This window comes from Pararhizobium sp. LjRoot238 (assembly GCF_964252955.1).
In the GTDB taxonomy this organism is placed as follows: Bacteria; Pseudomonadota; Alphaproteobacteria; order Rhizobiales; family Rhizobiaceae; genus Pararhizobium.
Window position 1 is genome coordinate 200,167 of sequence record NZ_CAXUPP020000002.1, and the last position, 21,555, is coordinate 221,721.

At 61.7% G+C, this 21,555-nt stretch carries 18 protein-coding genes and 6 pseudogenes; 12 read left to right on the forward strand and 12 right to left on the reverse strand.

Annotated elements, in window-relative coordinates; all coding sequences use genetic code 11:
* Nucleotides 1-51: 51 nt before the first annotated feature.
* From ACSQ3F_RS21980 to ACSQ3F_RS21990, 3 genes and pseudogenes are all read left to right on the forward strand, one after another.
* Nucleotides 52-1,661: pseudogene (locus ACSQ3F_RS21980) on the forward strand (ISL3 family transposase).
* A 353-nt stretch (nucleotides 1,662-2,014) separates the two neighbouring features.
* Entirely contained in the window at nucleotides 2,015-2,905 is an 891-nt protein-coding gene (locus ACSQ3F_RS21985; RefSeq protein ID WP_436102378.1) for an NAD(P)/FAD-dependent oxidoreductase, read from the forward strand.
* Nucleotides 2,906-3,001: 96 nt separating this feature from the next.
* Nucleotides 3,002-3,655 carry a DUF1643 domain-containing protein gene (locus ACSQ3F_RS21990; RefSeq protein ID WP_436102379.1) on the forward strand — a complete coding sequence of 218 codons (654 nt, stop codon included), beginning with the start codon at nucleotides 3,002-3,004 and terminating at the stop codon, nucleotides 3,653-3,655.
* On the opposite strand, the gene ACSQ3F_RS21995 is transcribed toward ACSQ3F_RS21990, so the two are convergent.
* Nucleotides 3,635-4,663 (reverse strand): M23 family metallopeptidase, encoded by a 1,029-nt coding sequence (locus tag ACSQ3F_RS21995; protein ID WP_436102380.1) that lies wholly within the window; start codon nucleotides 4,661-4,663, stop codon nucleotides 3,635-3,637. The genes ACSQ3F_RS21990 and ACSQ3F_RS21995 overlap by 21 nt on opposite strands.
* Nucleotides 4,664-4,830: 167 nt before the next feature.
* Here ACSQ3F_RS21995 and ACSQ3F_RS22000 point away from each other — a divergent pair.
* Nucleotides 4,831-5,217, forward strand: a pseudogene (locus ACSQ3F_RS22000) (Tn3 family transposase); the annotation flags it as partial.
* 80 nt (nucleotides 5,218-5,297) lie between these two features.
* Nucleotides 5,298-5,528, forward strand: a complete 231-nt coding sequence (locus tag ACSQ3F_RS22005) for a hypothetical protein (RefSeq protein ID WP_436102381.1) — start codon at nucleotides 5,298-5,300, stop codon at nucleotides 5,526-5,528.
* A gap of 227 nt (nucleotides 5,529-5,755) precedes the next feature.
* Here the strand turns inward: ACSQ3F_RS22005 and ACSQ3F_RS22010 are convergent, their stop codons facing one another.
* The 5 genes from ACSQ3F_RS22010 to ACSQ3F_RS22030 all read right to left on the reverse strand — a co-directional run bounded on the left by ACSQ3F_RS22010 (nucleotide 5,756) and on the right by ACSQ3F_RS22030 (nucleotide 10,393).
* Complete coding sequence (locus ACSQ3F_RS22010) at nucleotides 5,756-6,835, reverse strand: ABC transporter ATP-binding protein (RefSeq protein ID WP_436102382.1); 1,080 nt, start codon at nucleotides 6,833-6,835, stop codon at nucleotides 5,756-5,758.
* Nucleotides 6,823-7,263 (reverse strand): RidA family protein, encoded by a 441-nt coding sequence (locus tag ACSQ3F_RS22015; RefSeq protein ID WP_436102383.1) that lies wholly within the window; start codon nucleotides 7,261-7,263, stop codon nucleotides 6,823-6,825. The genes ACSQ3F_RS22010 and ACSQ3F_RS22015 overlap by 13 nt, the downstream gene beginning before the upstream one ends.
* Before the next feature lie 4 nt (nucleotides 7,264-7,267).
* Nucleotides 7,268-8,155: a carbohydrate ABC transporter permease gene (locus ACSQ3F_RS22020; RefSeq protein WP_436102384.1), complete on the reverse strand. Its 888-nt coding sequence runs from the start codon at nucleotides 8,153-8,155 to the stop codon at nucleotides 7,268-7,270.
* Between the two features lies 1 nt (nucleotide 8,156).
* Nucleotides 8,157-9,035, reverse strand: coding sequence for a carbohydrate ABC transporter permease (locus ACSQ3F_RS22025; RefSeq protein ID WP_436102385.1), 879 nt, complete (start codon nucleotides 9,033-9,035; stop codon nucleotides 8,157-8,159).
* 80 nt (nucleotides 9,036-9,115) lie between these two features.
* The gene (locus ACSQ3F_RS22030) at nucleotides 9,116-10,393 is read right to left on the reverse strand and encodes an extracellular solute-binding protein (RefSeq protein WP_436102386.1); all 1,278 of its coding nucleotides are present in this window, start codon (nucleotides 10,391-10,393) and stop codon (nucleotides 9,116-9,118) included.
* Nucleotides 10,394-10,551: 158 nt separating this feature from the next.
* Between ACSQ3F_RS22030 and ACSQ3F_RS22035 the strand changes: the two genes are divergently transcribed.
* Genes ACSQ3F_RS22035 through ACSQ3F_RS22050 form a run of 4 tightly spaced genes read left to right on the forward strand, consistent with a single transcriptional unit; the run spans nucleotide 10,552 to nucleotide 13,812 of the window.
* Nucleotides 10,552-11,997 carry an aldehyde dehydrogenase family protein gene (locus tag ACSQ3F_RS22035; protein ID WP_436102387.1) on the forward strand — a complete coding sequence of 482 codons (1,446 nt, stop codon included), beginning with the start codon at nucleotides 10,552-10,554 and terminating at the stop codon, nucleotides 11,995-11,997.
* Nucleotides 11,997-12,776, forward strand: a complete 780-nt coding sequence (locus tag ACSQ3F_RS22040; RefSeq protein WP_436102388.1) for a creatininase family protein — start codon at nucleotides 11,997-11,999, stop codon at nucleotides 12,774-12,776. The genes ACSQ3F_RS22035 and ACSQ3F_RS22040 overlap by 1 nt, the downstream gene beginning before the upstream one ends.
* Complete coding sequence (locus ACSQ3F_RS22045; protein WP_436102389.1) at nucleotides 12,773-13,075, forward strand: hypothetical protein; 303 nt, start codon at nucleotides 12,773-12,775, stop codon at nucleotides 13,073-13,075. Before ACSQ3F_RS22040 ends, ACSQ3F_RS22045 begins: the two co-directional genes overlap by 4 nt.
* Complete coding sequence (locus tag ACSQ3F_RS22050; RefSeq protein ID WP_436102390.1) at nucleotides 13,075-13,812, forward strand: FadR/GntR family transcriptional regulator; 738 nt, start codon at nucleotides 13,075-13,077, stop codon at nucleotides 13,810-13,812. The genes ACSQ3F_RS22045 and ACSQ3F_RS22050 overlap by 1 nt, the downstream gene beginning before the upstream one ends.
* Before the next feature lie 53 nt (nucleotides 13,813-13,865).
* Here the strand turns inward: ACSQ3F_RS22050 and ACSQ3F_RS22055 are convergent.
* Nucleotides 13,866-14,234, reverse strand: a pseudogene (locus ACSQ3F_RS22055) (Tn3 family transposase); the annotation flags it as partial.
* A gap of 114 nt (nucleotides 14,235-14,348) precedes the next feature.
* Between ACSQ3F_RS22055 and ACSQ3F_RS22060 the strand changes: the two are divergent.
* The 3 genes and pseudogenes from ACSQ3F_RS22060 to ACSQ3F_RS22070 form a co-directional block, all read left to right on the forward strand.
* Nucleotides 14,349-14,588, forward strand: a pseudogene (locus tag ACSQ3F_RS22060) (IS110 family transposase); the annotation flags it as partial.
* Between the two features lie 226 nt (nucleotides 14,589-14,814).
* Nucleotides 14,815-15,111: a DUF6522 family protein gene (locus ACSQ3F_RS22065; RefSeq protein WP_436102391.1), complete on the forward strand. Its 297-nt coding sequence runs from the start codon at nucleotides 14,815-14,817 to the stop codon at nucleotides 15,109-15,111.
* Nucleotides 15,112-15,169: 58 nt separating this feature from the next.
* Nucleotides 15,170-15,469, forward strand: a pseudogene (locus ACSQ3F_RS22070) (IS1595 family transposase); the annotation flags it as partial.
* Between the two features lie 25 nt (nucleotides 15,470-15,494).
* On the opposite strand, the gene ACSQ3F_RS22075 reads toward ACSQ3F_RS22070, so the two are convergent.
* The 5 genes and pseudogenes from ACSQ3F_RS22075 to ACSQ3F_RS22095 all read right to left on the reverse strand — a co-directional run bounded on the left by ACSQ3F_RS22075 (nucleotide 15,495) and on the right by ACSQ3F_RS22095 (nucleotide 21,553).
* Nucleotides 15,495-17,120 carry an ISL3 family transposase gene (locus ACSQ3F_RS22075; RefSeq protein ID WP_436102823.1) on the reverse strand — a complete coding sequence of 542 codons (1,626 nt, stop codon included), beginning with the start codon at nucleotides 17,118-17,120 and terminating at the stop codon, nucleotides 15,495-15,497.
* 60 nt (nucleotides 17,121-17,180) lie between these two features.
* Nucleotides 17,181-18,206 (reverse strand): annotated as a pseudogene (locus ACSQ3F_RS22080) (IS110 family transposase); the annotation flags it as partial.
* Between the two features lie 193 nt (nucleotides 18,207-18,399).
* Nucleotides 18,400-19,308, reverse strand: a complete 909-nt coding sequence (locus ACSQ3F_RS22085; RefSeq protein WP_436102392.1) for an ABC transporter substrate-binding protein — start codon at nucleotides 19,306-19,308, stop codon at nucleotides 18,400-18,402.
* 29 nt (nucleotides 19,309-19,337) lie between these two features.
* On the reverse strand, nucleotides 19,338-20,363 hold the full coding sequence (locus tag ACSQ3F_RS22090; RefSeq protein ID WP_436102393.1) for an amidohydrolase family protein: 1,026 nt from the start codon (nucleotides 20,361-20,363) through the stop codon (nucleotides 19,338-19,340).
* Nucleotides 20,363-21,553: a cytochrome P450 gene (locus tag ACSQ3F_RS22095; protein ID WP_436102394.1), complete on the reverse strand. Its 1,191-nt coding sequence runs from the start codon at nucleotides 21,551-21,553 to the stop codon at nucleotides 20,363-20,365. Before ACSQ3F_RS22095 ends, ACSQ3F_RS22090 begins: the two co-directional genes overlap by 1 nt.
* Nucleotides 21,554-21,555: the final 2 nt, after the last annotated feature.

The following is a 21,555-nucleotide window of genomic DNA, read 5'->3' on the forward strand; positions in this document are numbered from 1 at the left end:
TCACTTTGTGTGGTTCATCCGCTGTTAGTGGCGCTTCCGCTATGGGCGGGCATGCGAACGAAATCGAAATGGTCGCCTGGCCCAGGGGTCAAGATTCTGGGTGTCGCGCTCACCGTTGACGACGGGTGGGTTGCGCGATCGGCATTTGCCCCGATTGTGGTCGGCGAAGCCGAAGTCGGCATGGCTGGTCCAACCGTCACCTCCAGGATCTACCAGTCCAGGGCAAGCCGGTGACAGTGAAGCTTCTGCTGAGCCGCTGGCGATGCTCATATCGCAAATGTGAGCGACAAACGTTCACCGACCGGCTGCCAATGATCGCTGCTCCTTATGCGCGCCGGACGAGAAGGGTCGGGGAGATTCTTGGCCTGCTTGGCCACAGCACTGGCGGCCGTCCTGGCGAACGCTTGATGCAACGGCTCGGCATGCCGGTCAGCGACGACACCATCCTGCGGCAGTTGAAACGCGATGCCACGGTCGCTCACCGCAACTCCGAGGTCCGGGTGGTCGGCATCGATGACTGGAGTTGGCGGAGGGCGACAAGCTATGGGACCATCATGATTGATCTCGAGCGCCGCTCGGTTGTCGACATTCTGGAAGATCGGAGCGTTGAGAGTGCGGCCAAGTGGCTGCGGAGCCATCCTTCGGTCGAAGTCGTCAGCCGGGACCGCTGCGGCCTCTATGCGCAGGCTGTTCGCGAGGGCGCACCGAAGGCGCGACAGGTTGCCGATCGATTTCACCTGCTCCAGAATCTTCGCTCGGCCATCGAAGAACAGATGAGCCTTTCTGGACGTGCCACCGGCAGGGCCATCCTGTCGGACGACGCAATCGTCGACGCTGCGACACACCGCCGTCGCGCCCGCCTCGCGCATAGGCAATCTCGCCAGGAAATATTCGAGAAGCTCCATACCTTGCGCGAAGAGGGTCTGTCTTACAGCGAGATCGCCCGACGGATCGGCTATGAGCGTCGCAGCGTAGCGAAGTGGCTCAAGTTCAAGGCTCCGCCAGACAGGCGGCGAGCAGCACTAAATCCCACATCGCCATGGTATTTCGAAGCCTTCCTCGCCCAATGCTGGGAGGATGGGAACCGCTGCGGCCGGCACCTGTTTCATGACGTCAAGCAGCGCGGCTACACCGGCAGCTTCGCAAATCTGGAGCGCCTGCTGGGAGCCTGGCGGCGGTCGGAAAAGAAGCAGCCCAGTGATGTACCGCCAGTCGCGTTGAAGTTGGAGCCGGTTCGAGATCCAGAAACTGGTCATGCGATCTCGCCGGTGATTGCCGCAGCGCTTTGCATCAAGCCGCGAGGCCTGCTGACAGACCGGCAGGCAAGGAAGGTCGATGCCCTGAAGCACGGATCTGACGCGTTCGCCGAGATGCGACGCCTGGCGATGCGCTTCCACGGCATCCTCCGCGGCAAGAGATCGGCACCACTGGATGCGTGGATCGACGATGCGATCGACTCCGAACTCATTCCGATCATGCGGTTCGCCCGCGTCCTGCGCAGAGACATCGATGCCGTCAACAACGCCATTGAGCTGCCCTGGAGCAACGGACAGGCCGAAGGCCAGATCAACCGCCTCAAGACGCTGAAGCGCGCAATGTACGGTAGGGCAGGCCCTGAACTGCTGAGGGCACGCATGCTCCCTCCGCGCCACGCAAAGTGAGGAAGAACCCTTAATCGTAAGAATTCGGCCGTTCCAGCGAGCTAGGGCACTTAACGTGAGATTCTTTAAGGCGATTTTCGGCGCTTAACGCCTTCAGATGCGGCAATAACCCTTTGTGATATTTTGCGATTTGCTGATGATATCCACCGAAGACAGTCATTTTATTCACAGCGGCGGTTCTCACATTAAGTGCGGAAATCCAAACCAAAATCTCACATTAAGTGCCCAGTCTCAAATTAACTGCCGCGCTATCTTATTGAAATTCTTGCAGGCAGAGTCTTGCGATTAAATGCAAAACGACACTCGGCGTATGGGCGCCATTCCTGGCCGCCACGTTTGTGGAAGGCCGCGCGGTGATTTCATCCTGGGCTGACGAAATACCCGACGAGCGACCCAGCATATTCTCCGCACAGGGCGCTGGATGGCAACTCGATCGGGCACGGTTCGATCGGCTGCTGATGCAATCAGCAGCGGCAGCGGGCGCACAGGTGCGGCTTGGCACGCCCGTGCGTTCGGCTGTGCGTGAGGGCGACGGCTGGCGGCTCGAACTGACAGATGGCGACATCACCGCCGGCGCGGTTATCTGGGCGACCGGCCGCTGCTGGAAGCTGGCGCGATCCTTCGGCGCGAAGCTGCGGGTGCACGGGCACCTTGCGGCCTATACCCGCTTTTTCGATGGCGTGCCGGGCGATTGCCGAATGGTTATCGAGGCACGTCCCGAGGGCTGGTGGCACAGCGCCGACTTGCCCGACCAGCGTCGGGTGGTCGCGTGCCTCACTGATCCGGATCTCGGAAGCGAACTGCGCGATCCGAAATCGTGGCACCGCGCACTGGCGACGACACAATTCATCGCCCCGCTCCTGCCTCAAGGCGCGCGTGAAACCGCGATGTCGGTGAAATCCGCGGGAACGGCCACGATCAATCCGGCCGCGGGTGAGCGCTGGGTCGCCGCGGGTGACAGCCTGTTCTGCGCCGATCCGCTGTCGTCACGCGGCATCGTGCATGCGCTGCGCTCGGGCATCCTTGCCGCCTACGCAGCATCGGACATGATCGATGGACGTGGTGAACTCGCCCGCATGCGCTACGCCATGATCGCCTCGCAAGGCCTTGCCGACTACATCCCCGCGCTTGCTGCCCACTACGCCGCCGCCGCGCGGTGGGACACGGCATTTTGGCAGCGACGTCGGCCTCGACCCGAGGCAGCGGGCGGCGACCGAAACTCACCAGGAGAACACGCAACGTAGTGGTTTCCGCAGCCCGCCCGACGTGATCACCCTATGTTCTCAAATGTCGGACAGAAACGGTCGCAAGATCGAGGTCGAGCGCCGGAGGATTGAGGCATGAGCGATCGATACGGCGAAGGCATTCGGCGAGATGCGGAGTTCCACAGCAAGAACCGGCTCACCCTCAGCCGGACCTTCGGCCCGGGCCCGCGCGCGCTGGTGATTGGGTGCAATCCTTCAGACGCAAACGCCTTGAAGGATGACCCGACGTCGATCTGGTGGAACAGATGGTTCGAAGCTGGCGGGTTCGGCGGCTATGACGCGGTGAACCTCTATCCGTTCTGCACGTCGAGCCCTGCGGAGTGCCGCCGCATCGTGGCGACGGCCGATCATGGGGCGTGGGCTGTGCGGGACGATATGCGTTTCGTCAATCTTGCGCATGTCGTGGCAAAGGCGAAGGCCGCAAGCAAGGTCTTTGTCTGCTGGGGCGCCATCGCTTGGGATATCGATTGGGTGGATCACGTTGTGGAGGCAATCCAGTCAGGTGAAGCACCGTATCCCGACCTCTGGTGCTGGGGGACGACACAGTCAGGCGCTCCCAAGCATCCCCTGGCGCGGGGCAAACACCGCATCCCGGCCGATCAACCGGCTATCCTGTGGAGGGCTGCATCACGCCGTGTGGTTATCCGCAACACCGTTCAATCTCGCTACAGAGTCAATGAACGCGAGTGCCGTCCGCAAGCGAAATCTTTACCGAACAGCGACCTCTGAAACTGCCTTTCTGAGGAGCGTACCGTCCAGCGTCACGGAAACTTCAACCTGGTATTGACCCTGAGGCAGGGTTCGCTTTCTACCGGCATGGGCAGCATATGCGGCCTTGTTCCGGTCGAGCGGCTCGCTTGTGTGATCGACAAGCGTCCCACCTTTCGCATCCCTTAGGATGAACCTGATCGCAGTGCCTTTTTTGAGATTTGCAAACCACGCCCACGTAACAAACACGCTGTCGTTGGTCGAGACGACCGGCGGTGGCCCTTCACGGACGAGTGCGTCGTAAGCGACCGGCCTTCCAGCCACCCCCAACGCAAGAATATCCGGTTTTGTCGGCTCGAGTTTTGCAACAATCTCCGGTGCAAACAGCGATTCATCTGGACGGAATGTCGATGTGCAGCCCTCCGAAAGTTTTCGACCCGTCAGTGGGTCGAGAGGGTCGCCGTGCCGGGAGACCGTGATGTGGACGTGGGGAAACTGAGCAAGGCCGGAGGCGCCAACCTCGCCGAGCCGGTCACCTGTTCGGACAACGTCTCCCGGTTTGACAGCCAGACTGCCCTTTCGCAGGTGGCAGTACTGGACTTCATAGCCGTCCTGAAGCTGCATGACCAAACCGTTGCCGCATTCCCTTCCCGCAACGCTCGCCCGGTCGCTTTCGGTTTCAATCAGATAATCTGGCTCTTGGTCGCGAACCCGAAGGACTTTGCCGTCGCCAACCGCGACGACAGCATATCCAGTTTCCATATCCTTCATCGAAAGGATGCGCAGATCCGTCCCCGAATGGCCGTCGTAGGTCAGGGTGCCGCATAGCGGATCGGCCACCGCATCGCCTGCTGCCATGTCGGGATATTGCTGCACAAAGCATGTTTTGCCGAGCTCGCATTGCGCCGGCAGTCCGAGCTCGATCGCTAAAGCGGGCGCACTGAGAAACACAGGAGCGAACGCGATCGATATTGAGCGATTCATAAGGTTGAGCAATGACAGACCCTGATTCCAGATGGGCAAGTCCACACGCTATCATAACGAGGTAAGTCAAGCGAGATGAGCAGACAGAGCTGTGCCAGCAAGCGGGGAGGGAGGGGGAGGGGATTGTCGAACGACACCCGAGGCGCGGAAATAAAGTCGCCGGCAGCCGTGCGGTCTGACGGGACCGAGCTTTCGCTCGACGTGGTTTTCGCTGGTATTCAAGCCCGGCTTTACGGCGGCGTTGTCAAGCGGGATTGAACAAGGGTGAGGCTGCGCACAAACTCAAGCGCGCTGTCTTTTTTCACGAGCGTGGCGAAATTCGTGATCGTTCGTTTGAAAGTCAGGCGTTTCGGGCGTCCGGCCTCAATCTCGTCGTCAGCGCAATCGTCCACTGGAACACCGTTTACCTCAGCCGAGCCGTGCAGCATCTGCGTCAGAAACGCCGCATCATTCCCAATGACATGCTCAAGCATGTTTCGCCGTTGAGTTGGGAACACATCAATTTGACCGGCATCTACACATGGGACGAACCGCCAAGCTTCGCCGACAGCGGCTTCAGACCGCTGCGAACTTCAACGGCAATAGCGCAAGCAGCCTGAGATTCATCATTCGTTCACGTCTACCGTATGATTTCGAGCAGTTCTTGTTCCGGCCCCATTTAGGCGTGATCGAAACGGCCGTGAAGAACATCGATCCGATCACTGCATCAGAGTTTAAAGAGGCGCTGCATCGCAATTTGCAAGACGCCATTTTCGTTCTCGCATACGATAGTGAAGTCCTAGATCGTCTCCGCGCACTTGATCAGCCCGTGCAAAATCTGCTTGAAGCCGCGACCCTGTTCGCGAGAGGCGATTTGGTGACACGGAAGGCCGAACTGTTGTCGGCTTGGAGCGGGTGCGAAAAGCGATGAATAACTGTCCTCCGTCTGATACGGCCCTGTGCATCGGCCTTTCGTGAGAAGTGATTGCGACGGGCCACACAGTCACCAAAATTGAAGCGTTTTCGTTTGTCTAAAGGACCTCGCGAAGGGCTTCAAACGGTCATCAGAAACTTCCGTTTTGAGGCGAAATCCTCGGCTAGGCAGCCGCCGCAGGCTCTGTCTACCCATCCTGCGGTCCGGACCACTCCGACCTCCCCTCATCCAATCGTCCGGCCGGAGGCGTCGAAGACGTGGACGCGATCCGCTGCGATGCCGAGCCGCACCGTGCTGCCCGCTTCCGCTCGGTACGTGCCTGGCAGTTCCACGGTCAGGAGATCGCGGAGGCCCGGGACGCGCGCGTGCAGCAGGCTCGACCCGCCCAAGCGCTCGACCAAAACGACGCCCGCCGCCAAGCCCCCGCTGTCGACGAGCGAAATGGCGTCGGGCCGGATGCCGAGTTCGACGCGGTCGCCCGCGGCGATGGCCCCCGAGGCCGGCCGGGAGGCGATCACCGGTCCGTCCGCACCGAGCCGGAAGTCGATCGGTCCATTGCCCGGCGCGGCGATCGCGAGAAGGAAGTTCATCTTGGGTTGGCCGAGGAAGCCGGCGACGAACCGGTTCGCCGGCTTCTCGTACAGTTCCAGCGGCGGCCCTTCCTGCTCCACCTGCCCATTGTTGAGGATAACGATCCGGTCGGCCAACGTCATCGCCTCGACCTGGTCGTGGGTCACGTAGATCATCGTCGTCCTGAGCTCGTCGTGGAGCCGGGCGATCTCGACGCGCATCTGGGCGCGGAGGTCGGCGTCGAGGTTCGAGAGCGGCTCGTCGAACAAGAAGACGTCCGGCGATCGCGTGATGGCGCGGCCGATGGCGACGCGCTGGCGCTGTCCACCGGACAGTTGACGCGGCTTGCGCTCGAGCAGTTCGCCGATCTGCAGGATGTTCGCCGCGTCGCGCACCTTGCGGTCGACCTCGGCCTTGCTCACCCCGATCATCTTGAGTGCAAAGCCCATGTTCTCGGCGACGCTCATATGCGGGTAGAGCGCATAGGACTGGAACACCATGGCGATGCCGCGGTCGGCGGCCGCCACCCTGCTCATCGGCCTGCCGCCGATCAGCAATTCTCCCGAGGTGATGCCCTCGAGCCCGGCGATCAGGCGCAGCAGCGTGGACTTGCCGCAGCCGGAGGGGCCGACGAAGACGACTAGTTCCTTGTCGGCGATGGAAAGCGAGACATCGCGCACAGCCTCGACCTTGCCGAAGCTCTTGACGATATTCCTGAGGTCTACGGATGCCACGCGCCTAACCCTTCGCCCTGACGGCCCACATTTCGATCTCGACCAGATACCCCGGCAAGAGGATCGCCTGCACCGCGCGTGCGCACCGGCAGCGGCTCGGGCATTGCCCCCTCGTAGACGGCGTTAAAGCGCGCCCAGTGGCCGAGGTCGACAAAGTGGATGTTGACCTTGACCCCATCGCTCAGCATGCGCCCGGCGCTCGCCAGGTGGCCTGCGCAATTGCGCAGCATCGCAATCGTCTGCTTTTCGATGCTGTCGCCGATGACGTGGCCTTCGAGATCGACGGCGACCTGGCCGGAGATGACGACGAGGCGCCGCGCGTCGACCTCGAGCACCAGTGAGTAGGGGCCGGCGGTCACATGCTGGCGCGCGCCCTTGGGGCGGCTCTTCAATGGATGATGGATCTCGTCACCGGCGAAGTCGGTCATCTCGCTACCCCTTGACGGCGCCGCTGAGCAGGCCTTCGACGACAAAGCGCCAGACGAGGACGACCAGCACCAGCGTCGGCACGATGGCGATGAAGATACCGGTGTTGAGCAGGCTCCAACTCACATCGGTGTTGCGTGCCAGCGCCGCCATGACGACCGAGACAGGCCGCGTCCGGGTGTCGCCGGAAAGGATCATCGCGAACATGTACTCCGAGTAGGAGATCATGAAGGCAAACAGCCCCGTGGCGCCGACCGACGGCAGCGCCAGCGGCAGCGCGACGCGCCAGAAGGTCTGAAAGCGGCTGCAGTGATCGAGAACGGCAGCCTCGAAGATCTCGGCCGGGATTTTGCGGAAGAACACCGACAGGATCAGCACAGTGAACGGCAGCGCCTTGGCGGTGTGGACCAGGATGATACCGATCTGGGTGCCGACCAGCCCCAAAAACTGCAGCATCATGTAGATCGGCGTCACCAGCGCCACGGCCGGCACCAGCGGCGACAAGATCAGGTACATGAAGCTGATCTTCTTGCCGGGGAAGACGTAAAGGGCAAAGACGAAGGCCGCCGGCGCGCCGAGGATGAGGTTCAGCACCATCGCGGCAAGCGCATTGATCGAGGAATTGACCAGCGCCCGCGGCACCTGCCGCGCGGCGTCCGAGATCATCGCGCGGTTGGCGCTTTCCTGCTGGTAGCTATCTGGCAACTGCCCGGTAAAGACGTAGCGGTAGGTCTCGAAGTTCGGGCCTTCGGTGAGGATCGACTTGTCGGGGCTGAGTAGGACGCGATCGGGCACCAGGCTGCCATAGAGCGAGAGCAGTACCGGCCCGCCGGTGAACAGCAGGATCAGCGCGGCGAAGGCTACGGTCAGGATGGGATGCAGCCGACCAGCCATCTCAATCGCTCGCGAACAGGTCTGAGGGCAGCGCCCGGGTGATGGCGACGATCAGCACCGCGGAGATGACGACGACGATGAAAGCGACCGCCGAGCCGGCGCCGAAGTCGTACATCGAAAAACTCTCCCGCCAGATCTGGAAGCTCAAAAGCGTCGTCGCCGTCCCCGGGCCGCCGCCGGTCATGGCGTAGACCAGGTCGTAGCTGGTGAACGCGGTCAGCGCGTTATAGACTAGCAGCACCACGATCATCGCCTTGATCTCGGGGAAGATGATGTAGCGGAACCGCTTCAGCGGATTGCGGCAGTCGATGGCCGCCGCTTCGAGCGTCTCGGAATTGATGGTCGAGAGCGCCGCCATCATCAAAACGACGGCGAATGGGATTTGCGTCCATACATGGGCGAAGGTCACCGCCATCAGCGCGGTACGCGGGTTAGTGAGCCAGAGGATCGAGCCCTCGATCAGGCCGAGATCGCGCATGATGCCGTTGAGGATGCCGAAGCTCGGGTGGAACACCCAGACCCACAGCACCGCCGAGATCGCGCCCGGCAGCACCCAGGGCAGCAGCACGATGGAGCGAACCACCTGCGAGCCGAAGAAGCGCCGCTGCAGGAAGAGTGCGATCAGCGTGCCGAGGATCACCACAGACGGCGCGGCGAAGAGCGTAAAGACCAGCGAGTTCCGCAGCGCATCCTGGAAATAGTTGCTGGCAACGACGCGCTCGTAATTCCTCAGACCGACGAAGGGCTCGCCGGGGAACAGGATCATCACCTCGTGCAGCGACGTCCAGAGTGCGTGACCGATCGGGTAGACCGTCATCAGGATGACGGGCAACAGCGCCGGCAGCAGCCACAGGCCCGGAAAGCGATTGATGGTCCACATGATCGGGCGTCCCGCGAGGCTTCGGGTGACTATGATGGCGGACAGCGACTAGTCGCCATCCGCCGGCTTCGGGAGGAAGCTTACCTGCTCGCGAACTTCTCCTTGAGTTCAGTCCAGCGCTGCGCGCCGTCCTTCATCACCCGATCGACCGGGGCCTCGCCGACCATCGCCTGGGCCAGTAGCGGCCGGAAGTATGCCGACCAGACCGAGGAGAACTCGGTATAGGTGCCGGCCTTGGCGATCGAAGCCTGCTTGCCGAGGGCGGCGACATCGGCCCATTTGCTCCAGGCGGTGATCACGTCCTGGTCTTCGAACAGCGGCAGCTGCGCGAAGCCGAGACCTTTTTCGACCGCCCAACGCTTGGCGACCGTATAGGGCTTGCCGGCCATGAAGTTGACGAACTTCCACGCCGCCTCGGCGCGGGCCGGATCCGCAGCCGTCTTGGCGGTAACAACGTAGGACTTGGCAAAGCCGAGGGTTGAATGCGTGTCTCCCGGCATCGGCGCGAGCGCAAACTGGCCGGCGAGCGGCTGGGTCGCGGCGTCGTTGAGGGCAGCGAGCACATAGGTAAAGACGATGGTGAAGGCGTGCTTGCCGGTATTCATCGCCGTGATGATCGTCACTTCATGGTTGTCCGACTGCACGAGGCCCTTGGCATAGGCGTCGGCGATCCACTGCAGCTGCTTGTAGGCGCCATTCTCGGGATCGGCGAACAGCGGGTTCAGCTCGGCGTCGAACAGTTCCGCGCCGCGGCCATAGGACTGCGCAACGAAGGCATCTAGGAAGTTCGGCAGCTCCTGGTTGTATTCGTAGATGATCGGCTTATCCATGCCGCCGGCCTTGAGCTGTTCGGCGGCCGCCGTCACCTCCTCCCAGGTCGTGGGCACGGCAATGCCGGCATCCTCGAGGATCTTCTTGTTGTAGAGGAAGCTGATGGTGTCCGAGTAGTACGGCAGGCCGTAGACCTTGCCGTCATAGGTCACATCGGTGAGCGCAAAGCCGGCGATATCGGCGGCAAGTTCCTCGACCGCGCCGGCGGGCGCCACCGCGTCCAGCGGGGCGATAAAACCGGCCGCACCCCATGCCGGCAACCAATCCTGACCACCATAGACAACATCGGTCGGCGTGTTGCCGCGGATGCGCAGGATCAGGCTGTCCTGATAGTCGGGCCACGCATAGTCGGTGACTTTGACCTTGATTCCGGGATTGGCCTCCTCGAAGAGGCGGATGTTGTCCTGGATGGTCTCGAGCGAATAGTTCCAGACGACGAATTCGAGCGTAAGATCCTGCGCCAGCGCGGGCTGCGCGGCGAGGCCTGAAGCCACGGCCGCGGCGGCCAGGAGTTTCCTGATTTGCATTTTGGGTCCATCCTCTCTGTCTCTTAGCGGCCGGTTCGTTGACTGACTGTACCGACCGGCGGGGGTGCCCCAATTCTCGTTGACACTCCTGCTCATTGGTTGAATTATACGGACCACTTGAGATCAATTGCAACTATCTTCGTAGAACAGGTCGCGGGATGGCGCATAACGGCGAAACCAATTTCATCGGCGGGCACTGGCGCAGCGATCCGCTGGGCGAGACCAGGCCGCAGCATTCCCCGATCGACGAAAGCGCCATCGGGCTGCTGTGCTGGAGCTCGCGGCAGGCGGCGGTCGATGCCATCGCCGCGGCGCGTGCGGCCCAGCCGGGCTGGCGCAAGGTCTCGACCTGGGACCGCGCCAGGGCGATGCGCCGGATCGGCGACGCCATCACCGCAAGGCACGAGGAACTGGCGCGGCTGCTGACGCTTGAGCAGGGCAAGCCCTACGCGGAGGCGTATTTCGAGGTCGGCAAGTCGGTCGACGGGTTCAACCTCGCGGCTGACCTGGTGAAATATCTCGAGGGGAGCACCATCCCGACCGAGGACCCGACCAAAAGGGTGATGACCTTCTACCAGCCGCGCGGCGTCTACGCCGTGGTGACGCCGTGGAATTTTCCGGTCAACATTCCGGTCGAATACATCGCGCCCGGACTCGCGGCGGGCAACACCATCGTCTGGACGCCGGCGCCGACCACCTCGCTCGTCGCCGTGGCGCTGGTGAAAGCCATCGAGGACGCTGACCTGCCGCCCGGAATCCTCAACCTCGTCACCGGTGCCGGCGATGTCGTCGGCGACGAGATCGTCTCCAATCCCGGCACCAACGCCGTGGGCTTTACCGGCAGTGCGGCGACCGGCAAGATCATCAGTCAGCGCGCCGCAGGCAAGCCGCAGCTCATGGAGCTTGGCGGCAACGGTCCCGTCGTGATCCTCGAGGATGCCGACCTCGATCGCGCCGCGGCGGCGACCGCGTCGGGTTCGTTCCTCAATGCCGGCCAGGTCTGTTCCTCGTCCGAGCGCATCCTCGTCCAACGCGAGGTCTATGACGCCTTTGCCGGACGCATGGCCGCCGCGGCGCGCGCGGTCGTCCTCGGCGATCCGCGCAAGGAGGGTGTCACCATGGGCCCGCTCAACAATGAGGGCGTCGCACGGAAAGTGGCCGAGCACGTCGGCGATGCCGTGTCCCGCGGCGCTAGGGCGATCGCCGGTGGCGAGCACCCGGAAGGCGCCCTCAGCCCCCTCTACTTCGAGCCCACCATACTGACCGGCGTCACCCGCGACGCGATCATCAACACCGAAGAAACCTTTGGACCGGTGGCGCCACTGCTCGTCTTCGACAGCGATGAGGAGGCGTTAGAGATCGCCCGCGACAACCGATACGGCCTGGTGTCCTCGGTTTTCACCCAGGATATCGACCGTGCCTTCCGCTATGTCGAGGAAATGCCGACCGGGATCGTCAACATCAACGACACCTCGAACTATTGGGAGCTGCACATCCCGTTCGGTGGCGTTTCGGGCAAGGACAGCGGCATTGGGCGCGTGGGCGGCAGACACGCGCTGACCGCCATGTGCGACCTCAAAACCGCAACCTTCACGGTGCGATGATGCGCTGGGAGGAAATGACCTCGCCCGAAATCGGCGCGCTGGACCGTGCCGCGACGGTGGTCATTCTGCCGCTCGGCTCCGTCGAGCAGCACGGCAACCACATGCCGCTCGGCACCGATACGCTGCTGGCCCAGGCGGTGTCTCTGGCGGCGGCGGAAACGGCGGGCGACACAATCGTCATGCCGCCACCCTGGTATGGATTCTCAGCCCACCACATGCGCTTCCCCGGCTCGACAACGCTGCGCCCCGAAACGCTGATCGCCGTGGTCGAGGACGTGATCGCCTCGGTGGTAACGCACGGCTTCCGCCGCATCCTCATCGTCAATGGGCACGGTGGCAATAACGGCGTGATCGACGTGCTGGCCTCAACGCTCGGCCACACCCATTACGGTGCCGCCCGGATCGCCGCGCTCACCTACTTTGCCCTCGCGCGCGAGGCGATCGCAAAACTGCGCAAGTCGGAAACCGGCGGCATGGGCCACGCCTGCGAGTTCGAGACCTCGATGGTCCAGCACCTCCGGCCCGAGCTGGTGAAGATCGACCTTGCCGAGACCACCTACCCCGATCCGGGCTCGCGCTACCTCACCACCGACCTGCTTGGTGCACAGGCCATCCGCCTCTACCACGACTTCGGCGACCTTTCGCCCACCGGCACCCTTGGCGATCCGGCGCTCGCCAGTCCAGAGGCGGGAAAGGCCTTCTTCGACGCTGTCACAAGCGAACTCGCCACGTTCATTGCCAACTTCCGCTTCTGGACCATTCCGGAGCGGCGGCCGTGATCGAACCGCTGAGAGTCAGCGTTATCGGCCTCGGCTTTTTCGGCGTCCGGCACGCCCGGGTCCATGCGGATCATCCAGCCGCCGAGCTGATCGGCGTCGCGGACCTCGATCCGGCGCGGGTCGCCGGGGTGGCCGGCATGACCGGCGCGCTGGGTTTGCCGATTACCGCAAGTTGCTCGCCCTGCCCGGCCTTGCATGGAGCGAGCCTCTGCCTGTTCTACGCACCAGATTGGGCGCGAATGATTGACAATGGTGGGCCGAATCGGCTCATTGCCGACCACCTCGAGGATCTGCATTGATGACCATGACTGCCGCATTGCCGCAACTGACCGCCATCAGCACCAACGACCGGGCGACCCCGTCGCTGGTCTACCGGTCGCTGCTGCGCAGTATCAAGGACGGGCTGATGGTGCCGGGTGCCAAGCTCCCCAACGAGCGCGAGCTCGCCCAGCAGCTCAACACCAGCCGCACGGCGGTGCGCAGCGCGCTGGCGATGATGGAGCGGCAGGGCCTGGTGCGCCGCCGCGTCGGCAGCGGCACCTTCCTCACTGACGATGCGCACGACGTATTCGGGCGCATGGACCAGACCAACGCCGCAAGCCACGAGGCCGTGCCGTCCTTCGCCGAGATCGTCGAGGGGCGCCTCTTGTTCGAGCCGGCAATGATGCACCTCGTCGTCAGCCGGGTGCAGGAGCACGAGATCGTCGAGATGCGCCGCATCCTCGAAATGATCCTTGGCGCCCCCACCTGGGAAGATTTCAAGGAAAGCATCTACGCGCTGCACCGGCAAATGTTCGCCTCGACCAAGAACAAGTTCCTCGAGCAGATCATGGCCTCGATCCTGGACGACCGCCGCGCCGTGCTGTTTGACGGTCACGACACCGACAAGCCAGCGCCTAGCCCGGTGAAACAGCAGTCCTACAAGGACCTCAAGTCGATTGTCGACGCAATTGCCGACCGCAACGGCAAGCGCGCCGAGGAGCTGGTTTCCAACCACCTGATGCGGACGCTTGCGACGATCAACATTTGGCAATAGGGCGTCACGCCACGAAAGTGGTGATTTGTCCGACTTTTGAGAACATATGGCGATCATGCGGCGAGGATGGATGTTTCGCGCCGCAGCGGCCTGAGTTCGCGGTTGTCTGACGGGGTCCAGATATAATCGCCGGTGAGGCTGATATGCTGCCACCCGAGCGGGGTGATGTGTTTGATCACGTCCGGCGGGGTGGCGACACCTTCGCGGTTGAGCGCGGCGAAAGCCGGTTCGAGATAGAGTGAGTTCCAATAGACGATGGCGTTGATGAGCAGGTTCAGCCCGGACGCCCGGTAGAACTGGCTCTCGAAGGTCCTATCGCGCAGTTCTCCGAGGCGGTTGAAGAATAGCGCTCTCGCCAGGGTATTCTGGGCCTCGCTCTTGTTGAGACCGGCGGTAGCGTTCCTGCGCATTTCGGGGTTCTGCCACTACTGCGGCAGGAAGGGGTCGGAACAAGATGGGGTTGCCGCCCTCCCCAGACGGCATCGCAGTGTGCCAGAGTTGTGATCTTTAGAGGTCACACAGCGGAGAGGACGGTAATGAAAGATACAATGATCGGGGTTGATCTGGCAAAAAATGTTTTCCAGCTCCACGGCGCATCGATGACGGGCGAGGTGCTGTTTCGCAAGAAGCTGTCGCGCGGCCAGTTTCTGCGGTTCATGGGAAGTCATCCCGCCGCTATTGTCGTCGTAGAGGCATGTGGCAGCGCCCATCATTGGGCGCGCGAATTGATGGCGCAGGGCCATGAGGTCAAGCTGATCGCGCCGCAATACGTGCGCAGGGCTACCTGGTGGGCCGCCCCCGTCCGATCTCCGACTATGCCAAGCATGTCGGGCGCGCGGACGAGCTGCCAGTATCCATTCCTGCCGATGCGTCCCGTCATCCGGTCGCAAGCGGCACCCACAGCTCAGGCGGGAGCTCCAGTGTTGGTTGATGTTGAAGGATTCGGCCAGATCCTGACGGAATTGCAGAAACTGAACGCAGAAAGGCGGTATCATAGGCCCCATGTTTGTCTCATCACAGGCGAATGGCGATTTCACCCTCAAAGCCGCCGAACTGGCCGATCGGTTCGGACTGTCCGAGCATGAGTTTCACCGATACATGGCGCTCGGCTTGATCGTTGGAAGGGTGGAGATTGGTTCGGGCGACCAGGAGGGTACGCGTCGGCTGTCGCTGCGCTTCGGAAATCGGATGTGGCGTGCGATAGTCAGTGCCGATAACTCAATCCAGGACGAAGAGATGGCGTTCCTGCGCGGAAACGTCTCGAAACGCCGACGTAGCCCGCGACCAGATACTGTTTAGCCGCATCTGCTGCGCCAGCCCCGCCCTCTTGGTCGCCCGAAACAATATATCCACGCGACCAGCATTAGTCTGGTTGAAAGCGATGTGGCTGCTGTTGCAGTCGGATAAGGGTTTGTCGTCGGTGCGGTTGGCCGAGACGCTTGGGGTAAGCCAACCGACGGCCTGGCGGATCGGACATGCACTCCGTCTCATGGTGGCGCGCGAAAAGATGCTCGACGGCACGGTGGAGATTGACCATTTCTATCTCGGTGGCTGGCCGAGAAAGCGGCCTGATGAGCCGCCTCCGGGACGCGGCCGCAAGGGGCAGGCGAAAACCGAGAAAACGCCAGTCATGGCAGTGCAACGACCGGCTGGTGTTGTTTGGCACTTAAACGGGTTCTTCCTCACTTTGCGTGGCGCGGAGGGAGCATGCGTGCCCTCAGCAGTTCAGGGCCTGCCCTACCGTACATTGCGCGCTTCAGCGTCTTGAGGCGGTTGATCTGGCCTTCGGCCTGTCCGTTGCTCCAGGGCAGCTCAATGGCGTTGTTGACGGCATCGATGTCTCTGCGCAGGACGCGGGCGAACCGCATGATCGGAATGAGTTCGGAGTCGATCGCATCGTCGATCCACGCATCCAGTGGTGCCGATCTCTTGCCGCGGAGGATGCCGTGGAAGCGCATTGCCAGGCGTCGCATCTCGGCGAACGCGTCAGATCCGTGCTTCAGGGCATCGACCTTCCTTGCCTGCCGGTCTGTCAGCAGGCCTCGCGGCTTGATGCAAAGCGCTGCGGCAATCACCGGCGAGATCGCATGACCAGTTTCTGGATCTCGAACCGGCTCCAACTTCAACGCGACTGGCGGTACATCACTGGGCTGCTTCTTTTCCGACCGCCGCCAGGCTCCCAGCAGGCGCTCCAGATTTGCGAAGCTGCCGGTGTAGCCGCGCTGCTTGACGTCATGAAACAGGTGCCGGCCGCAGCGGTTCCCATCCTCCCAGCATTGGGCGAGGAAGGCTTCGAAATACCATGGCGATGTGGGATTTAGTGCTGCTCGCCGCCTGTCTGGCGGAGCCTTGAACTTGAGCCACTTCGCTACGCTGCGACGCTCATAGCCGGTCCGTCGGGCGATCTCGCTGTAAGACAGACCCTCTTCGCGCAAGGTATGGAGCTTCTCGAATATTTCCTGGCGAGATTGCCTATGCGCGAGGCGGGCGCGACGGCGGTGTGTCGCAGCGTCGACGATTGCGTCCTCCGACAGGATGGCCCTGCCGGTGGCACGTCCAGAAAGGCTCATCTGTTCTTCGATGGCCGAGCGAAGATTCTGGACCAGGTGAAATCGATCGGCAACCTGTCGCGCCTGCGGTGCGCCCTCGCGAACAGCCTGCGCATAGAGGCCGCAGCGGTCCCGGCTGACGACTTCGACCGAAGGATGGCTCCGCAGCCACTTGGCCGCACTCTCAACGCTCCGATCTTCCAGAATGTCGACAACCGAACGGCGCTCGAGATCAATCATGATGGTCCCATAGCTTGTCGCCCGCCGCCAACTCCAGTCATCGATGCCGACCACCCGGACCTCGGAGTTGCGGTGAGCGACCGTGGCATCGCGCTTCAACTGCCGCAGGATGGTGTCGTCGCTGACCGGCATGCCGAGCCGTTGCATCAAGCGTTCGCCAGGACGGCCGCCAGTGCTGTGGCCAAGCAGGCCAAGAATCTCCCCGACCCTTCTCGTCCGGCGCGCATAAGGAGCAGCGATCATCGGCAGCCGGTCGGTGAACGTTTGTCGCTCACATGTGCGATATGAGCATCGCCAGCGGCTCAGCAGAAGCTTCACTGTCACCGGCTTGCCCTGGACTGGTAGATCCTGGAGGTGACGGTTGGACCAGCCATGCCGACTTCGGCTTCGCCGACCACAATCGGGGCAAATGCCGATCGCGGATCCGGCAGCGGAAACAACCCACCCGTCGTCAACGGTGAGCGCGACACCCAGAATCTTGACCCCTGGGCCAGGCGACCATTTCGATTTCGTTCGCATGCCCGCCCATAGCGGAAGCGCCACTAACAGCGGATGAACCACACAAAGTGAGGAAGAACCCCATAATGTTAGCGCCGAATTCGGTTGATGACGCAGCCATAGCCAGGCGAGTTCGACCATTGTCGCTCGCAAGCGCGGATTTCCCGCTTTCGAGACACCTTGTTCGCGATTGACGTTGCCGCTTTGCCAAGGGGAGGGAGCGAGACCCGCGTAGGAGGCGACTTGCCGCCGATTGTCGAAGTGTCTGAACAAACCTTCCGTGTAAAGTATCGTCGCGAACTCCGGACCAATTCCCCTGACCCTTAAAAGCGCGGCCGCTCTTGCCGGTGCGCTGGTGGAATTGTGAGACATCGACGCGTCTCGTTCCGCTTCCACGGCCTTGATCTGTGTAAGCAACAATTCGAGACGATCGAGTTCTCTGCAGATTTCGGCCTTGAGGTGTCCTGATAACATTCGACCATCTCCAGTTCGGAGCTCGTCCAGGCGCTGACGGCGATCACGACGTAAAGGCTCGTAATCTCGTATTCCTTGAGTGAAGAGCAGCCCCTTGATGCGATTGACGTGGAAAACGCGTTCCGCGATCAGGGTTTTCCGCTCTCGCCCGAGCCGACGGTTGTCGTCCTCTTCGGGGGTGAGAAGTTTGACCATCGAGCACGCACGCGGCTCGCCGCGTTTCCAGGCCATCAAAGCGCGTATTAATGTTTCGCCGTCGATGCGATCCGTCTTTGCCCGGCGATGGCGGCGTGGCATGGAAATAGATGCAGCTTCTACAATATGGCTCTCGATCCAGGCCTCCTTGCTGAGAACGCGCCCCAGCCAGAAGCCATCAAGTCCTGCCTCCTGGATCACGACCAGCGGATAAAGCCTGTCCTTACGCCGCTGCACTTTCTGTCGGAGAGCGGCGAAACACGAGAACAAGCCGGCTATGTCGCCACCAGGCACGGTATGGCGAGACATCTTTTCGCTTCCCGGAGAGAGCGCGGTCACGAGCCATGTCGATTTGCTCAATTCCAACGAGACGAAAATTGCGCCAAGATCGACGGGGGTAGCGGTGTGTGCTTGAGTTTGATCTGCTTTCATCGGCATGATTGGCCTCCAGAGAGTTTTCTAGCGACCTCACTCTGCCACGGTGCAGGCCGCTATCCACCCCTGATGGGATCTCAAGGCGACCGAGCGAAACCATCGTCCTCATGGTCACGGGTACGAGTCCGGTTATGTGGAGCATGATGCACTCTGCCGCACTGTCGGCAATCCGTTCCCGGGGAGCCAGGCGACACCGTCACCCAAGTGCCTTTTGGAGATAGGAGTGGTCAAAGACGCCAGCGGCAGATGCCCGGTTTCCTTCATCGAGCAGGCCTGCACGAACCATCAGATCGATGGTTGTCTCAAGGGCCTTGTCAGGAATGGCGAGGTCTTGAGGCCACATGCCCATGTCACGCATGTAGCGTAGGCCGCGGCGAGCCAGATCTGCTTCGTCCGGTACGGTGATGCGCTGGAAGATTGGCAGCGTGACCTCCTCCATCGAGGGATCGTTGGTGATCACATAGGCTTCGGCCAGCGCCTCCAGAAGCTTTCTGATCGTTTCGCGGTTCACATCAAGCCAGCTCTTATTGCCGATGAGCGCGGCAAACAGGATTTCCGGGATGACGTCATTGACCTCGCCGATCGAGTTGTAGCCCGCCTGTTCAGCCACGAAATTCCAGGGCGCCGGCTGCGGCGCGCAATCGATCTCGCCAGCCTGCAACGCTTCCCAGCGCTTTGTGTGGATGCCCGCCAGCACGAAGTCGTAGTCACCGGGATATTTGAGCCCTTCGCGGGCAAGCAGCAACTGGGTGTAGATCGCCGTGCCCTCTGTCAGCGACGAGGTGCCGATTTTCTTACCCTTCAGCTCGGCGATCGATTTGATCGAAGCATTTGCCACGATCGACATGGGAAGGCGGTTGGAGTTTGATGCCACCACACGCAGGTCGCCGCCCTTGACGTAATTTGCAACGGCGCCTTCAGGTGGTGTGATCGCGAGATCTGCCTCGCCCTCCAGGACTGCAGTGGTCGCCTTGTCGACGCTGCCCATGCGCAGATATTCAATCTTCAGCCCGCGCTTCTCGAACAGCCCCTGCTCTTCGGCGACGAAGACCGGTAGCCAGTTGAACCCTTGCGCGCCACCTGCCAGTTTAATTGTGATCGTCATGAACATTCCTCCATTATGTCGGCGATGAACTAGCGGTTCTGTGCCTTGAGCTTTTTGTCGAGCAACGGATAAACGCGCCGCACATTGCCTTCGAAGATCGCGTGCCTGTCTTCCGTGCTCAGGTTCAACGCGTCGATGTAGCGCTTGGTGTCGTCGAAGCTGTGCCCGGTTTCCGGATCCAGAGCCTTCACGGCACCGAGCAGCTCGGAGCCGAACAGAATGTTCTTCTTGTCGACCACCCGGAACAGGGTATCAATGCCGGCCTGGTGGTAGACGCAGGTGTCAAAGAACAGGTTGTTCATCAGATGCTGACCAAGCGGGGGCTTCTCGAGCATGATCGACAGGCCCCGATAGCGCCCCCAGTGATAAGGCGCCGCGCCGCCGCCATGCGGGATGATCAGGCGCAGCGTCGGATGGCGTTCGAACAGGTCGCCCTGGATCAGCTGCATAAAGACTGCCGTATCGGCGTTGATGTAGTGGGCACCGGTCGTATGCAGGCAACGTTCGCACGAGCCAGATACATGGATCATCGCCGGGACATCCAACGCGGCCATGGCCTCCCACATCGGGTCCCACCATTCATCATAGATCGGCGGTGCACTCCATCGCCCGCCTGAGGGGTCAGGATTGAGGTTGGAACCGACGAAGCCTTGCTCGACGCGACGTTCCAGCTCCGCTATCACCGGCTTAAGGTCGCCGTCGACAGTTTGCGGCAGTTGGCACACACCGGCAAAGTTCTCCGGGAACAGGTCGACGATGCGGTTGACGCAATCGTTGGATATCGTTGCCCATTCGGTCGCGATATCGACGTTGCCAATATGATGACCCATTCCGGAAGCGCGCGGACTGATGATTGTCAGGTCCGACCCACGCTCCTTTTGGAGCCGCAACTGATTGCCCTCGACAATCACCGACAATTCCTCGTCGGAAATGCCGGGGTAGACGGGTCTTTCGTGCGCCTTGCCTTCGGCATAAGCGACCTGCGCCTTGCGGAAGTCATGATGTTTCTGCGGCTCGGTTGTGAAATGGCCGTGACAATCGATAATCAGAGTCATCACGCATCCCATCTTGCTGGAAGCACGTTGACGCCCCGGAAGCGCCAGCCTTTGGCCTTCACCTCTTTGTCGGTATCGAGGCGCAGGTTGGGAAGCTGCTTGAACGCCTCTTCAAGTGCGATCTCGCCCATCGCGCGTGAGAGGAAGTGCCCCGAGCAGAAATGCGGGCGGAAGCCGAACGAGACGTGCTGCTTCTTCTTCCGGAACATGTCGAACTGATCCGCGTGTTCGAAACGTGCTTCGTCGCGGTTTGCCGAGCCCATGACGATCGCCACCGAGGAACCGGCGGGAATCGTTGTACCGGCAATCTCGAAATCGGTGGCGGCGACGCGCGGCGTCACCCCGATCGGCGCGATCCAGCGCAAGCCCTCATCGAAAGCCCTGAGCGCGTGTGCCCTCGGATCTTGCGCCATTACTTTCGCCTGATCGGCGTTCGAAAGCAGGCCGGCGCAGGCATTTGCCGCCGCATGTCCAGGTTCCTGCAGCCCCCCCAGAATGATGACGCGCATCGTTGGCGAGATCTCTTGCAGGCTGCGCACTTTGCCTTCCGGCATGCCGCCATACATGACGTGGCTCGTCAGTGTGTGGTTCGGTTTCGACAGCGCCGCGTCGTAGAGTGCGCCTAACTGGTTGCTGATGTCCTCGAGCGCGGCGTCGAGCCGATCCCAGACGGCCTGGTTGTTGGAAACATTCTGCAGGCCGAGCGCCATGGCGTGGAACCACTCGACCAGATTGTCATTCGAGGTTTCCGTCAGCCCGATCACGTCGCCGATACAGCGCACGGAAATCGGCTCGAAGAGTTCCGTCGTCAGGTTTGCCTCGCCCCTGTCCTTGATCTGGTCGATGAAGTGCTGCACCACGGGCCGCGTCAGGCGGTCGACATAGGAACGCACGCGCTCCGCCGTCAGATCGATTTCAATGCCTTGACGCAGACATGCGTGCTCCTCGCCCGACATCGTCAAGACGTTCGGCATGCCCATGACGCGAGCCTCGGGTCGGTCGGCAGCGCCTGAGGGGCCGAAGATCTTGTCATTTGCGCCGACCGTACGGCAATCGTCGTAGCGGGTGACGAAATACTCATTGGTCCCCTCAAAAAGGGCCACCGGTGCTTCCTTGCGCAGCCGCGCATAGACGGGGTAGGGGTCTGTATACAGATTGTCGCTTGTCAGCGCCGACGCGTCGTTGGCCATTT